This is a genomic window from Lelliottia sp. AC1 (assembly GCF_023278595.1).
In the GTDB taxonomy this organism is placed as follows: Bacteria; Pseudomonadota; Gammaproteobacteria; order Enterobacterales; family Enterobacteriaceae; genus Enterobacter; species Enterobacter nimipressuralis.
The window spans coordinates 617,773-630,592 of record NZ_CP025699.1 but is presented as its reverse complement, the minus strand read 5'-3'; the positions used below and the strand labels follow the sequence as shown (position 1 = coordinate 630,592).

The window sequence follows — 12,820 nt, the reverse complement described above, 5'->3', positions numbered from 1 at the left end:
AACATCACCCAACAACGCGCAGCAAACAACGAGGCTTAATATGAAAATTGCACATGTCGCCCTCTGGACCCGCAACCTGTCCGCGCAGGTTCAGTTCTGGGAAACGGTTTTCGGGGGTCGCAGCAACGAGATTTACATCAGCAAAAACCGCCCCGGCTTTGCATCGCACTTTATTACGCTCACCGACGGGCCGACGATTGAGCTGATGACGGTCCCGGAGCTGGCCGACGCGCCCGCTTACCCGGAATTTGTCGGCTGGGCGCATATCGCCCTCGACGTCGGCAGCAAAGCGAATGTGGATCGTATGGCGGATCAGGCGCGGCAGAACAGTACCCTGCTCAGCGCACCGCGCATGACAGGCGATGGATTTTACGAAGCGGTGATCGCCGATCCCGACGGGAACAGGATTGAGCTGGTGGGGGAGTAATTTCTGCGTTTGCCGGTGAAGTGAAAACCCGGGACGTTCAGAAATACAGGAGAGGATTCATCCGCTACACTGATGTCCTCTCCCTTACCGAGGATCGCCCTCATGGAACTGACCGCAGTCAGCGCCCTTCACTTCAGCGTGACGGAACTTACTCGCATTCTGGAGCGCTGTTTTCAGCACTATTTCGTCCCGTTTTCGCTCACGCCCGAGGCTTTTGCCCTGCGTTTTGCCGCAGAGGGGATGAGCATGGAAGACTCCTGCGTCTGGCTGCAGGACGGTGAGCCGGTGGCAATCGCCATTATCGCCCGACGCGACGCCCTCGCCCGTCTCGCGGCGTTTGCTATCGTTCCGCCACTTCGCGGGAAAGGGCAGGCCCGCACGATGCTCGCACCGCTGTTCGCCACGTTGAAAACCAAAGACGTAGCGCGTTTTTATCTGGAAGTGATCGCCGAGAATCACGCCGGGATTGCGCTGTACCGATCGCTGGGGTTTCGCGATTCACAGGCGCTGTACGGCTTTAAAGCCATCACGACGGAGAATCCGCCGGGCGCAGAACTGCACACTACCACGCTGGATGCACTTTACCGTGCGCTCTTTTCTGCTCCGCGGGAGACCACGCCCTGGCAGCTCGATCCGCTGGCGCTGCGCTCGTTACCCTGCAAGGTGTTAAACATCGGAGGTGCATGGGCGGCCATCACGACGCACGGCCCTGCGCCGCAACTGCGCTATCTGTTTGTGGAACCGGCATCGCGGCACAAGGGAGAGGCGCTGCGCCTGTTGCAAACACTGAGCGAGCAGTATCCAGCAATCAGCACCCCGGTCGCGGTGCCGGAGCGTTTTGCGCGGCTGTTTTTGGCGGCAGGCTACGCGCAGATGGACATTTCGCAGCGTGAGATGGTTTGCGATCACGCCGGTGAATAAAACTGCATCCCGGCATAGGGCTTTTCCCGACACGCCGCCAGTCGCGCGGCGAGATCGCCCACATGCAGTTCCAGCTTATGCCCGTCTGGATCGAGAAAATAGAACGACGCCCCTTCGCTTTTATTGCTTTTCCAGACGGTGACGCCCGCCTGCTCTAGCTTGTGTGAAAACGAGTCAAAATCTGCCGGTGCGACGCTGAACGCATAGTGGGTATAGTCGCTTTCGCTGGGCGGAACATAGTCGCGGGTCTCGTCAAACGACAGGCACAGCCAAAGATCGCCGCAGGTAAGATACGCGCCGGTGTCCCACTGCGCATGCAGTGACAAACCCAGCAGATCGCGCCAGAACGCCACGCTGGTTTGCAGATTGCTGACGGCCAGCGTGAGGTGGTTGAGTGATTGCAGCATACGATCCCCTGTTGTGTTTCGCTCAGAACATGATACGGTAATTCGATGAACAGAAAACATCTCCCCGCTTTACATCACACCCTGTGGTGGCTGCCTTCTTAAAGGCGGCCCGGAAGTGTTTTCCCTCTTTTCAGATAGCCGCCGAAAGGCGGCTATTGCATTTCAGAGACGTCTTTCGGCTTTTAAAACCTTAAGGAGTCTTTCATGAACCCTAAAACGACTATTCTCACCGGCGACCGTCCGACTGGCCCTTTGCATCTCGGCCACTATGTCGGATCGCTACGCCAGCGTGTTGCGTTGCAGCATGACTATCAACAGTTTGTGCTGGTCGCAGACCTGCAGGGCCTGACGGATAACGGCAGTAACCCACAAAAAATACGCGACAACATCCCCGAAGTGCTGGCCGATTATCTGGCCGCAGGTATCGACCCCGAAGTCACCACCCTCTGCCTGCAATCCGCCCTTCCGGCGCTTGCCGAGCTGACGATGCTGTATATGAACATCGTCACCGTGGCGCGCGTGGAGCGTAATCCGACGGTGAAAAATGAGATCGCGCAGAAAGGGTTTGCCCGCTCGCTACCCGCCGGTTTCCTGGTGTACCCCATCAGCCAGGCGGCGGACATTACCGCGTTTAAAGCCGAAGTGGTGCCCGTCGGCGATGACCAGTTGCCGATGATCGAACAAACCAACGAAATCGTACACAAGATGAATAGCCTGCTACCCGCCCCAGTGCTGCGCCACTGCAAAGCGATGCTGAGCGAAACCAGCCGCCTGCCGGGCGTCGACGGTAACGCCAAAATGTCGAAATCACTTGGCAACACGCTGCACCTTTCGGCCAGCGAAGAGACGATTCACCGCGCCGTCAGCGCCATGTATACGGACCCTCACCATTTGAAAGTGAGCGATCCGGGCCAGATTGAGGGCAACGTGGTGTTCACCTGGCTGGATGCGTTTCACGCGGATAAAGCCAAAGTCGCAGCGATGAAAGCCCACTATCAGCAAGGCGGGCTGGGCGATCGGACCTGTAAAAACGAGCTGGAAGCGTGCCTGCAGGAACTGATCGCGCCGATGCGCGAGCGGCGGGCGACCTACATCCAGGACAAAAGCCAGCTGATGGAGATACTGAAAAAAGGCAGCGAACGCGCCCATGAAGTCACGCAGGCGACCTTAAAAGAGGTAAAACGGGGGCTGGGCGTACCGGTGTTCTGAGAGCGCATTGACGCCTGGCGAGCAGGCGTCAACGTCGGTTAGTTGACTGACACCGGGCGATCCAGACGCTCGTCGCCCTGATTTTCCTGCGTCGTCGCATGACGCCGCTCCGCCAGCAGACGGCAAATCTCAGCGTGTTTCTCTTCGGTAAAGGTGAAGCGCGACATGCAGCCCAGGCGGATCAGCGAACCAATAGCCGGAAGCAGGCAGATGCCGAAGAATAACCCGGTCAGCACGCCGTCGCTCTGAGTTTGCGCCTGCGGCACGTAGCCGATCATCGTCAGGAACACGCCGATTAAGCCCCCACCCACGGCTACCGACATCTTGCCGGTAAAGGTCTGCCCGGAGAAGGTGATCGCCGCGCAGCGTTTATGGGTGTGGTACTCAGCGTATTCGATGGTGTCGGCGATCATCGACGAGGTGAGGATATTGCTCATCATCACGAACAACGTGCTCAGGCCGAGCAGCAAGAACAGCAGCGCCGTGTGCTGATAGCCCACGAACCACATTACCGCGCGCACGGCGATATCCAGCCCGCAGAGGATCATAAACAGTTTTCGTTTCTGCATTTTGCGCGTCAGCATCGGCGCAATCAAACACACCACCGCCGCCACGATCCCCATCACGCCAATCGCCATCTGCAGGCTGCCGTCGCCCAGATTGTAGATAAAGAAGTAGATGTAAATCCCGTTGGCGACGTTATGGAATACGCAGAAAAAGAACGACAGCAGGATGATAAACAGCGGCTTGTTCTGGCGCAGATTGTGGAAGGTGTCTCGCATCGTCACCTTCTCGGTGCTCGGCGGCACGCGCTCTTTAATCTGCATAAACCCGTTCAACATCAGCGGCAGGCCCAACAGCATCATCACCAGCGCCGCCATAAAATAGCCTTTATCGTTGCTGTACTGAGCGAAAAACGCCGCCAGTTTCGGGAAGAAGATATTCGCGCAGGCAATACCGGCGTTAACCCCGAGCATGGCCGCCGTCACCGCGCGGGTGCGCTGGCCGGAGTCATTAGTCATCACCGATGACATGGACCAGAACGGGATGTCGGAGATGGCGTACAGCGTCCCCCACAGAATGTACGTCACCCCGGCGTAGAGGATTTTGGTGGTCATGTCCGCTTCGATTTTATAGAACGACAGCAGCGTGACGCCGGTAATCAGCAGCGGTGCGATAAGTAAAAAATGCCTGAACTTACCGAAACGACTGTTAATGGTGTCCATAAAACTGGCGAACAGCGGATCGTGAACCGCATCCCAGACGCGGGCAATCAGGAAGATCGAGCTTGCCGCCAGCGCCGAGATCCCCAGCACGTCGGTGTAAAAATAGTTAATAAATGAACCCACTAAACCAAAACTAAAACACTGACCTAAACCATAGCCAAAATAGGACCACAACTCGCGAGACGGTATTTTCATTGTCGTTGCCATAGTGCGTACCTTGTTGTCCGGCGGCGTACCGCCGGATCGTTATTGTTATGCCTGCGGCTGCGGGGCGATTTGGCGGAGCTTGCGCATCAGGGCGATTTCGCTGCGCGAGAAGGGGATGCCGTTCTCTTCAAAGACGTCGTGGAACCACAGACGGCAGTAGTCGGTGGAGCCGCTCATGATCACTGGCCACGGCAGCCAGGTCTGGGTTTTGCCGCGCACCAGGCCCCACTGATAGGGCGCGACCTTCGCGGTGTACATCAACGGAAGCTGCTCTTCGATGGTGCTGCCGACGTGACGCGCCAGCCATTCGGTGCAAAACAGGGGGCGGCCAAGCTCGTGTAATTGCTGAATAATCGCCGTCATACGTCCGGTATTGGTGTAGGCGTGATAACTCACGACATCCGACAGGCCCAGCGCGGTTTGATCGAGCGGATGCTGGAAAAACGTCTCCCCTTCCTCTTCCGGCGGCACGCGCCAGGCGCAGACCGTCAGGGGTTGCTCAGGATCTTCTTCCCGCGCCCACTGGAACGCCAGTTTCATCAATTCATGCGCGTAGGTTTCCAGTTTTTCGTCATAGAGCACTTCCACGGTGCCCGTCGCAAAAATACCGCGGTTGCCCGGTTCGTTATAGAGATCCCAGAGCAGAACGCGCTTATCATCGCGGAACTGGCGGATAACGTTGCGGATATAGCGCTCAATTTGCGGCCAGCAGTCGCGATCGCACACTTTATCGCGCCCTGGGCTTGCCGCCGCCTGGCTGTTGTGTTTGCCCGGCACCGGGGGCTTTTGCGGGCCAAGATACGGCTCGTCGCCCGAGAACCCGCAGTCGTCCATCAGCGTCAGCATGGTGCTGAACCCGTGGCGGTCAGCCAGCGTCAGAAAGTGCTCAATGCGCGCCAGTAGCCCGTCGCGATCGTGCTCCCAGACGATAAACGGCAGATTTATGCGCAGGGTGTTGTAGCCCGCCTCCGCCGCCCAGCCCAGCTCGCGGTCGATGGTTTCGGCATCAAACGTCTCCTGCTGCCAGATATCGGTCCAGTTCACCGCTGTCGACGGCAGATAGTTAAACCCGCACAGCCACCCTTTTTGCTGATACCACGCCTGCGCCTGTTCCTTGCTCCACTGCTGTTTCATCGTCGCCTCACTTGCTGATAATATTTAGCTAATAAATATTAGCTGCATTATAAATGAGCAAACAGGCGCGTTCAGAAAAGCGACAGCAATCACAAAGTTCAGGCTTGAGCGCGCAAGAAACGTGATCGACCGCGCTTTCGCCTGACCGATGACAAAGCCGTGAGGTATGATGCTGTTTCTGAAGGGGGAGCGGACGGATGAAGCGGAAAAACAAAATCACAATGAACGATATTGCGCGGGCGGCGGGGGTGTCGCAGGCGACGGTATCACTGGTGCTTAACCAGTCCCGCAACATCAAACTCAGCGACGAGACGCGCCAGCGGGTGATCGGCGTAGCCACAGAGCTGGGCTACGATCGCCTGCCCGCCATTCACACGCCGCGCAACCAGGAAGAGGTGGCGCTGCTGGTCAGCTCCCTGCAAAGTTACGATCCCTTTATCGACGCCATCAGCCAGGCGCGGGATGCGGCCTGGCGCAACGAGACGCTGCTGACCGTGTATGATTACGGCGACGACGTGGAGCTGGCCCTGAACATTATTCGCCAGCTGGAGAAGCGCAACTGCGTGGGGATTATTCTCGCCTCCCCCGTCACCACGCTGGTGGACATGACCGATTTCCAGGACTGTACGCAGCTCCCGTTGGTGCTGCTGAATCAGCGCGATCCCGGCTCACCGCTGCTGCCATCGTTCATTCCCGACGACTACGCCAACGCCTTCCAGGTGACGCGTCATCTGATTGCCCAGGGGGCAACACGCATAGCGCACATCACCGGCGAGAGCTGGATGGAAGCCACCCGCCAGCGTCAAGCGGGTTACCTGGCCGCCCTCGAACAGGCCGGGCTGGCGTACGACGAGAGCCTGGTTCGCCCGACCAACTGGCAGTTCAGCGAGTCCTACACGGCCACCGAGTCCCTGCTGCAACTCCCTACCCGCCCGGATGCGATCTTCTGCGCCAGCGACTGGCTGGCGATCGGCTGCTATCAGGCGCTGGCCGTGAACAACGTGCAGATCCCTCAGGATATGCTGCTGGCGGGTTACGACGATCAAAAGATTTCCGAACAGCTCACCCCGGCGCTAACCAGTATTCAGCTTCCGTACAGCGAGCTGGGACGACTGGCGGTGGAGTATTTGTGCAATCAGGAAGATGCGGCGACGCATGTGACACTGGCGGGCAGGTTGCGGGTGAGGAGATCGAGTGAGCGTATTTGAATAAAAACTATATTCAAATACAGCTCTAATCGTGCTTATTAGGTTTTATATTCCTCAGGGCTTTATCAACGCTAATTATAAAAGGCTGAAAAATCAGTTGAGTGGAGAAGGTGCCGGTGGCGCCTTTTTTTCAAACCAAGTTTAAAATTTTCTTCTTTCTTTCTAAACTCAGTTTAGACCAGTTACGAATAAGTGATGCTAAATCATCATCTTCCGTATAAAAATAGGCTAACGGAACGTCGAGAACTATTGCAAGTTGCTGAACTACATCAATATTCGCCTGATGCACTCCCTTCTCATATCGATTGATTCGTGAACTGGCAACAAACTCATCGATGCCCGCAAGAATGCCGAGTTGTTTTTGAGAATGCCCAGCGATGAGGCGGGCTTCTTTAAGCCGCCTGCTGAAGATTTGATCTTTGGAAGTTGATTTGCTCATAGCTACGATAATCGTAGTTTTAGAAAAAATCTGATACTACGTAAAACGTAGCTATCCCTTCATCTCCTATTACATTGGGTTTTCATGGGAAATTAGAACCGCCTTCCAAAACTACGTTAAACGTAGTTATTGTACTTTCTCGAAAGCTACGTTTAACGTAGCATCATGATTGTAGACTTTTTTGATAAGGACAGTTTTATGAAAACGGATTGGCATAAAGCAGACGTCATTGCGTCGCTCAGAAAGAAAGGTACTTCGCTCGCCGGATTATCAAGAGAGGCTGGAATGAGCTCATCAACGCTTGCGAACGCGCTTGAGAGGCCATGGCCCAAGGGGGAGATTATCATTGCGGAGGCAATAGGAGTTCCCGCTGAAGTGATCTGGCCCAGTAGATATTATAAGAATGGGGCTCTGGTTGATCGCCGTTCACTTGTAAGAAAGAAGCAAGACCCGCAGCAACTTACGTAAAATGATACGTAATCAGTTAACAATTCGTGTGCAAAGAGCATAAATATTTTATTGTCTGGCGTTTTTTACGTAAAATAAGACGTAATTGCGCCTTCGCACAACAGGGATTTGAACATGGCAAATTTTGATGCTGACTATTGCTACTCTTTCCCAGCCGTAAGGGGTGTTCAGGCTGGAAGACCTTTTTACATCGCGACTTGTCCGATGCGTATCATACCGAAGATTTTTAGCTTTGATGAGACTGATGTGCCACCTGAGCTTCGCGCCCAGCGCATCCTGAACAAATCGCGCATACCTGAAATGGTAAGGTATCTTCTTGAAAATCCGAAGGATTATGTATTTTCTGCGTTGACCGCTTCTATTGCGGTGGACGTTCAATTCGATGAGTATTCTGGCTCAAACAATCTTGGAACTCTGCGCGTCCCCATGGATGCCCAAATTCTAATCAATGACGGTCAACATCGCCGTAAAGCCATCGAAGATGCGCTTGCAGAACGCCCAGAACTTGGACAGGATAACATTCCGGTTTTGTTCTTCGTTGATGAAGGATTGGTACGAAGCCAGCAAATGTTTGCAGATCTGAACAAGTACGCGATTCGCCCAAGCCCTTCACTCTCAGCTTTATATGATCATCGTGATGTGAGTTCTAATCTGGCTCGCTATCTTGCAATGTCGATTGAACCTTTTGTTGGCCTGACTGAACTTGAGAAATCCAGTATCAGTACTTTATCCAACAAGCTGTTTACGTTAAGTAGTATCAAGCAGGCTACCCGCGCCCTACTTGGTAAAGATCCCAAGGTTGGGGACGTTGAAGAAAACACAAATATTGCCACCATTTACTGGCAAGCAATTTTTGAAGTCATGCCTGACTGGCAGCTGGCAGCGAAAAAAGAAGTTTCGCCTGCGCAACTCAGACAGGACTATGTTCATGCACATGGTATCGGTTTACAGGCACTTGGATTGCTGGGGCGCACCCTCTTGTCTGAAGAGCCTGAACAGTGGCAACAAAAATTAGTAAAACTAAAAAGTTTTGACTGGCGCAAAAGCAATCCTGAAATGGTCAGACGTGCAATGCAACATGGAAAATTAAGTAAAACAGGCATAGCAATCCAATTGACCTGCAATGCACTAAAACATGCACTATCACTTCCACTCACTCCTGAAGAGCAGGAGCTAGAAGCTCAAATGGTTATCTCATGAGTAAACTGACTCAGGCCTACGATCTGGCCGACTACGAAGATTTTATTAATCAGGAACAGTTTGCCGGACGCCCTCTGGCTGAATATGTTTCTGAAATACAGAGGATTTACTGCTCTGACAAACGCCCTTGGGTGATTGGCTACAGCGGTGGTAAAGACTCTTCTGCCGTCATTACATTAGTCTATCTCGCCTTGCAGGGCCTACCGCCTGAAATGCGTACTAAAGATGTGTTTTTGGTTTCATCCGATACATTGGTAGAAACGCCAGTGGTCGTTGACTTGATCAAAAAGACCATGATGCAGATTGAAGCGGGTGCCAAGCGTGATGATTTACCTATCACTCAACATGCAGTCATGCCTAAAACGCACGAGACATTCTGGGCAAATCTGTTAGGGAAAGGCTATCCCGCTCCAACTCGAAGTTTCCGCTGGTGTACTGAGCGTATGAAAATCAATCCGGTTAGTGACTTTATTAAGGATAAAGTCAGCCAGTTTGATGAAGTCATTGTCGTGCTCGGCTCACGCAGCAGTGAGAGCGCATCGCGTGCGCAGGTTATAGCTAAACATAAAATCGACGGTACGCGTCTTGCCCGGCATACGACTTTACCAAACGCATTTATCTACACCCCTATTGATACCTGGGATGTTGAAGATGTGTGGAAGCTATTACGTGGTGCATTCCGCTACGCTCCAGATGATATAGACGAATGGGAAAGCCCGTGGGGTGGTAACAACCGTCCTCTCTGGACGCTGTACATGGATTCATCTGCCCAGGGCGAATGTCCATTAGTGATCGACGAAAGCACACCATCATGTGGCAACTCGCGCTTTGGTTGCTGGACCTGTACCGTTGTCACGAAAGATAAGGCGATGGAAAGTCTGATTAAAAACGGTGAGGAGTGGATGTCACCACTGCTTAAATACCGTGATCTGCTGGCATTCACTACTGATCCAGTGAATAAAGACACTTTTCGTAACTACAAGCGTCGTACGGGTAAAGTGAGCTATCAGTATGCCAAGGACGGAGAGGAACTCACCGCTGAGCGCAAACACGTACCAGGCCCGTACTGGCTTAAATACCGTCAGCAATGGCTAAAAGAATTACTGATCATTGAGCGCGACATGAACGCTCAGGGCCACGAAATTACACTAATTACCCAGCCTGAGCTGCATGCTATCCGTCAAGAATGGCTGAAAGATCCGAACGAGCCGGATTGGTACGACACTTTACCGGATATTTATCGCGAAGTTTACGGGAAAGACCTGGACTGGGTTATTGACGACCAGTCACGCTTCAACGCAAGCGATGCGGAGTTGCTTGAGCAGATCGCCCAAGGGTTTGACGTAGTTCCTGAGATGGTGATGAAGCTGATTGAGCTGGAAGTTTCTATGGAAGGACTCAGCCGCCGTCAGGGTATCTTCGACAAACTAGGCACCATCCTGAAACAAGACTGGGGCAGCCTTGAAGAGATTAAACAGCAACAAGAGTTCTTACAAAAACGTAACGACCGAGACATTCATCAGGAAGAAGTCGCAAAGTTGGAAGCTGAACTACAGATGCTGCAGCGTAGAATTGCAGAAGTGAGCGAGCCAACTTTGCTTACCAGTGAGGAAAAAGAACATGTTAATTAAACAACTGGTATTGCGTAATTTTCGTGTATTTAACGGAACACACGTTATTGATTTGGCACCGAGAAAGCGCCAATACGATGATAACCCGCGTCCGATAGTTCTTTTTGGTGGACTCAACGGCGCAGGGAAAACATCAATTCTGTCGGCAATCCGTCTGGCATTGTATGGCCGCTTAGCGTTTGGCTCGGCAACTCAACAACAGGAATATGTTGAAGAGCTGAGCGCATTAATTCATCACGGCTCAACGGCTGGCGAACGACCAAGCGAAGCGTCAATTGAACTTATTTTCACCTATAATAAAGGTGGCCATGAAGCAGAATTCACCGTTACGCGCACATGGAAAAAAGGAAAAAAGGACCAACTATCCCTTCAGCAAGATGGGCAACTTCTTGAAGAGCTGGATTATGATCAATGTCAGGGGTTCCTGAACGAATTAATTCCTCATGGAATAGCCGATCTGTTCTTCTTTGATGGCGAAAAAATTGCAGAACTTGCGGAAGATGATTCTGGAAATATTCTGCGTACAGCCGTACGTCGCTTATTAGGTTTAGATCTAATCGCTAAACTTCGCAATGATTTGATGATTTTCGTTAAGCGTCAGCAGTCCAGCCAATTAGCAGGTTCCCAACAGAAAAAACTTGCTGAACTTGAAGAGCAAGTTAAGCAGTTTGCTTTCGAGACAGAGCAGATTTTAGAAAAAGCTGATTTTGCTAAAATGCGAATTGATTTACTATCAAAAGAAATCAACCGATATGAAGCCCTTCTGAATGCTCAAGGTGGTGCATTTGCGCAGACAAAAGCACAAGAAAAACAAAAAGTTGATACTCTTTTAAAAGAAAAAGAACGCCTTGAGAAAGCATTGCGCCATGAATGTGATAGCTCTTTACCGTACGCTGTGGCCCCTCACACTCTGGGACGTTTGCTGGAACAAATTAGTGCAGAGATGCAAATAAAACAGGCAAACAGTTTTGAAAAGGAATTAACTAAGTTTCTTACGCAGCTCAAAAATGATATTTCGTTCCGCTCTGGGACCACGGGGAAAATTGCTGCCGAAGCGATTGAAGATAATCTTAAGGATTACCTGGCTGATAAGCCCCAAGGTGAGTTGTTGTTTGACATCTCAGAACGTGAAGCTGGGATGATCCAACAATCTATCGAGCAGGACAGCAAGAAAGCCTGGCAGCGTTTTGATCTCTATCGTAACCAATTGGCTGAAGTTGAGGAGCAGCTTGAACAAGCCGCTGCAAATATTGCACGAGCGCCTGAAGACGACCAGCTTATCGATATCTTTGAAAAACTCCGAGAGCTTGATCGTAAACGTGAAAGTAAACGTCAGGAGTATCGCTCACTGTTGGAAGTAGCCAAACAAACTAAACAACAGCAACTGGACTGTGCTCGTCAGGTACAAAAAACACACGATCAGGCACGTAATCAGCATAATTCCGATAATGCATTTAATAATGCGCAAGAGACAATCAACCTATTAGATCGCTATAGTGAACTATTAACTCAGGCGAGGGTGAAAACTCTGTCAGCCAACTTTGAATTCGCTTACCGTAAATTAGCGCGTAAAGAAGATTTACAACTCAATGCACATATCAATCCTGAAACGTTTGATGTGGAATTAGTTGATGAAAAAGGCACTGTGATTAATCGCAAACTTCTCTCAGCAGGTGAAAAACAGATTTATGCGATCGCGATCCTTGAAGCTTTGGCAAAAACCTCTGGCCGAGATTTACCAGTAATTATTGATACTCCATTGGGGCGTTTGGACTCTCAGCATAGAGATAAACTGATTAACCACTACTTCCCGTTTGCAAGCCACCAAGTTGTGCTGTTGTCTACGGATACAGAAGTGGATGAGCATTATTTTGTCGACCAGTTGCGAGATGATATATCTCATGCCTACGAGATTGCTTTTAATGAACAAACTAAATCATCTACATTAAGACCTGGTTATTTTTGGAAGTTGACTAAGGAGTTAGTTTGATGCTGCCCAATAGAATGCAATTAAATGCCAAGACCGAAGATCAATTGAAGCGTTTGAAAGGTTACACAGGATTAACACCGAATGTAGTGGCCAGATTGGCGTTTTTCCGTTCAGTAGAGAATGAATTTCGTTATACAAATGACAATAGTAATTTAAAATTAGATGGTGCATTAGTTCTTGATAAATTCACATGGTGTGGTGAAACATTACAAACTACAGAATTAGTCCTGAAAATGCTGTATCCCTTTTTGGAACAAAAGTTACTTGTTAGAGCTTGGGCGGCTCATGTAGATGATGGGATAGCATCGTTAAGAAACTATCGTAGTCTTAAGGATTTTAGCAAAGCTTTATAA

The 12,820-nt window shown here is 51.3% G+C and carries 13 protein-coding genes; 9 read left to right on the top strand and 4 right to left on the bottom strand.

Annotated elements, in window-relative coordinates; translation table 11 throughout:
- Nucleotides 1-40 precede the first annotated feature (40 nt).
- Together C0560_RS03005 and C0560_RS03000 are read left to right on the top strand one after the other, a co-directional pair.
- Nucleotides 41-427: a VOC family protein gene (locus tag C0560_RS03005; RefSeq protein ID WP_248859611.1), complete on the top strand. Its 387-nt coding sequence runs from the start codon at nucleotides 41-43 to the stop codon at nucleotides 425-427.
- A 102-nt stretch (nucleotides 428-529) separates the two neighbouring features.
- Nucleotides 530-1,348 carry a GNAT family N-acetyltransferase gene (locus tag C0560_RS03000; RefSeq protein WP_248859610.1) on the top strand — a complete coding sequence of 273 codons (819 nt, stop codon included), beginning with the start codon at nucleotides 530-532 and terminating at the stop codon, nucleotides 1,346-1,348.
- Here C0560_RS03000 and C0560_RS02995 read toward each other — a convergent pair.
- Nucleotides 1,333-1,755, bottom strand: a complete 423-nt coding sequence (locus C0560_RS02995; protein WP_248859609.1) for a FosA family fosfomycin resistance glutathione transferase — start codon at nucleotides 1,753-1,755, stop codon at nucleotides 1,333-1,335. The genes C0560_RS03000 and C0560_RS02995 overlap by 16 nt on opposite strands.
- A 204-nt stretch (nucleotides 1,756-1,959) precedes the next feature.
- On the opposite strand from C0560_RS02995, the gene trpS reads away from it, so the two are divergent.
- Nucleotides 1,960-2,964, top strand: coding sequence for a tryptophan--tRNA ligase (trpS, locus tag C0560_RS02990; RefSeq protein WP_248859608.1), 1,005 nt, complete (start codon nucleotides 1,960-1,962; stop codon nucleotides 2,962-2,964).
- Nucleotides 2,965-3,002: 38 nt separating this feature from the next.
- On the opposite strand, the gene C0560_RS02985 is transcribed toward trpS, so the two are convergent.
- Together C0560_RS02985 and C0560_RS02980 are read right to left on the bottom strand one after the other, a co-directional pair.
- Complete coding sequence (locus C0560_RS02985) at nucleotides 3,003-4,397, bottom strand: MFS transporter (RefSeq protein WP_248859606.1); 1,395 nt, start codon at nucleotides 4,395-4,397, stop codon at nucleotides 3,003-3,005.
- Between the two features lie 45 nt (nucleotides 4,398-4,442).
- A complete protein-coding gene (locus C0560_RS02980; RefSeq protein ID WP_248859604.1) occupies nucleotides 4,443-5,531 on the bottom strand; it encodes a cellulase family glycosylhydrolase in 1,089 nt (362 codons plus the stop codon).
- A gap of 197 nt (nucleotides 5,532-5,728) precedes the next feature.
- Here C0560_RS02980 and C0560_RS02975 point away from each other — a divergent pair, with 197 nt between their 5' ends.
- Nucleotides 5,729-6,739 (top strand): LacI family DNA-binding transcriptional regulator, encoded by a 1,011-nt coding sequence (locus C0560_RS02975; protein ID WP_248859603.1) that lies wholly within the window; start codon nucleotides 5,729-5,731, stop codon nucleotides 6,737-6,739.
- 130 nt (nucleotides 6,740-6,869) lie between these two features.
- Here C0560_RS02975 and C0560_RS02970 read toward each other — a convergent pair whose 3' ends face one another.
- Entirely contained in the window at nucleotides 6,870-7,178 is a 309-nt protein-coding gene (locus C0560_RS02970) for a helix-turn-helix domain-containing protein (protein WP_248859601.1), read from the bottom strand.
- 165 nt (nucleotides 7,179-7,343) lie between these two features.
- On the opposite strand from C0560_RS02970, the gene C0560_RS02965 reads away from it, so the two are divergent.
- From C0560_RS02965 to dndE, 5 genes are all read left to right on the top strand, one after another.
- Entirely contained in the window at nucleotides 7,344-7,646 is a 303-nt protein-coding gene (locus C0560_RS02965; protein WP_371923365.1) for a helix-turn-helix domain-containing protein, read from the top strand.
- 114 nt (nucleotides 7,647-7,760) lie between these two features.
- On the top strand, nucleotides 7,761-8,846 hold the full coding sequence (dndB, locus tag C0560_RS02960; protein WP_248859598.1) for a DNA sulfur modification protein DndB: 1,086 nt from the start codon (nucleotides 7,761-7,763) through the stop codon (nucleotides 8,844-8,846).
- Nucleotides 8,843-10,477, top strand: coding sequence for a DNA phosphorothioation system sulfurtransferase DndC (dndC, locus tag C0560_RS02955; RefSeq protein WP_248859596.1), 1,635 nt, complete (start codon nucleotides 8,843-8,845; stop codon nucleotides 10,475-10,477). Before dndB ends, dndC begins: the two co-directional genes overlap by 4 nt.
- Nucleotides 10,467-12,467 carry a DNA sulfur modification protein DndD gene (dndD, locus tag C0560_RS02950; RefSeq protein WP_248859594.1) on the top strand — a complete coding sequence of 667 codons (2,001 nt, stop codon included), beginning with the start codon at nucleotides 10,467-10,469 and terminating at the stop codon, nucleotides 12,465-12,467. Before dndC ends, dndD begins: the two co-directional genes overlap by 11 nt.
- A complete protein-coding gene (dndE, locus tag C0560_RS02945; RefSeq protein WP_248859592.1) occupies nucleotides 12,467-12,820 on the top strand; it encodes a DNA sulfur modification protein DndE in 354 nt (117 codons plus the stop codon). Before dndD ends, dndE begins: the two co-directional genes overlap by 1 nt.

Bases quoted from the DNA above. Each gene is read 5' to 3' on its own strand.
- C0560_RS03005 (WP_248859611.1), top strand. From the start codon at position 41: ATGAAAATTGCACATGTCGCCCTCTGGACCCGCAACCTGTCCGCGCAG.
- C0560_RS03000 (WP_248859610.1), top strand. From the start codon at position 530: ATGGAACTGACCGCAGTCAGCGCCCTTCACTTCAGCGTGACGGAACTT.
- C0560_RS02995 (WP_248859609.1), bottom strand. From the start codon at position 1,755: ATGCTGCAATCACTCAACCACCTCACGCTGGCCGTCAGCAATCTGCAA.
- trpS (WP_248859608.1), top strand. From the start codon at position 1,960: ATGAACCCTAAAACGACTATTCTCACCGGCGACCGTCCGACTGGCCCT.
- C0560_RS02985 (WP_248859606.1), bottom strand. From the start codon at position 4,397: ATGGCAACGACAATGAAAATACCGTCTCGCGAGTTGTGGTCCTATTTT.
- C0560_RS02980 (WP_248859604.1), bottom strand. From the start codon at position 5,531: ATGAAACAGCAGTGGAGCAAGGAACAGGCGCAGGCGTGGTATCAGCAA.
- C0560_RS02975 (WP_248859603.1), top strand. From the start codon at position 5,729: ATGAAGCGGAAAAACAAAATCACAATGAACGATATTGCGCGGGCGGCG.
- C0560_RS02970 (WP_248859601.1), bottom strand. From the start codon at position 7,178: ATGAGCAAATCAACTTCCAAAGATCAAATCTTCAGCAGGCGGCTTAAA.
- C0560_RS02965 (WP_371923365.1), top strand. From the start codon at position 7,344: ATGATTGTAGACTTTTTTGATAAGGACAGTTTTATGAAAACGGATTGG.
- dndB (WP_248859598.1), top strand. From the start codon at position 7,761: ATGGCAAATTTTGATGCTGACTATTGCTACTCTTTCCCAGCCGTAAGG.
- dndC (WP_248859596.1), top strand. From the start codon at position 8,843: ATGAGTAAACTGACTCAGGCCTACGATCTGGCCGACTACGAAGATTTT.
- dndD (WP_248859594.1), top strand. From the start codon at position 10,467: ATGTTAATTAAACAACTGGTATTGCGTAATTTTCGTGTATTTAACGGA.
- dndE (WP_248859592.1), top strand. From the start codon at position 12,467: ATGCTGCCCAATAGAATGCAATTAAATGCCAAGACCGAAGATCAATTG.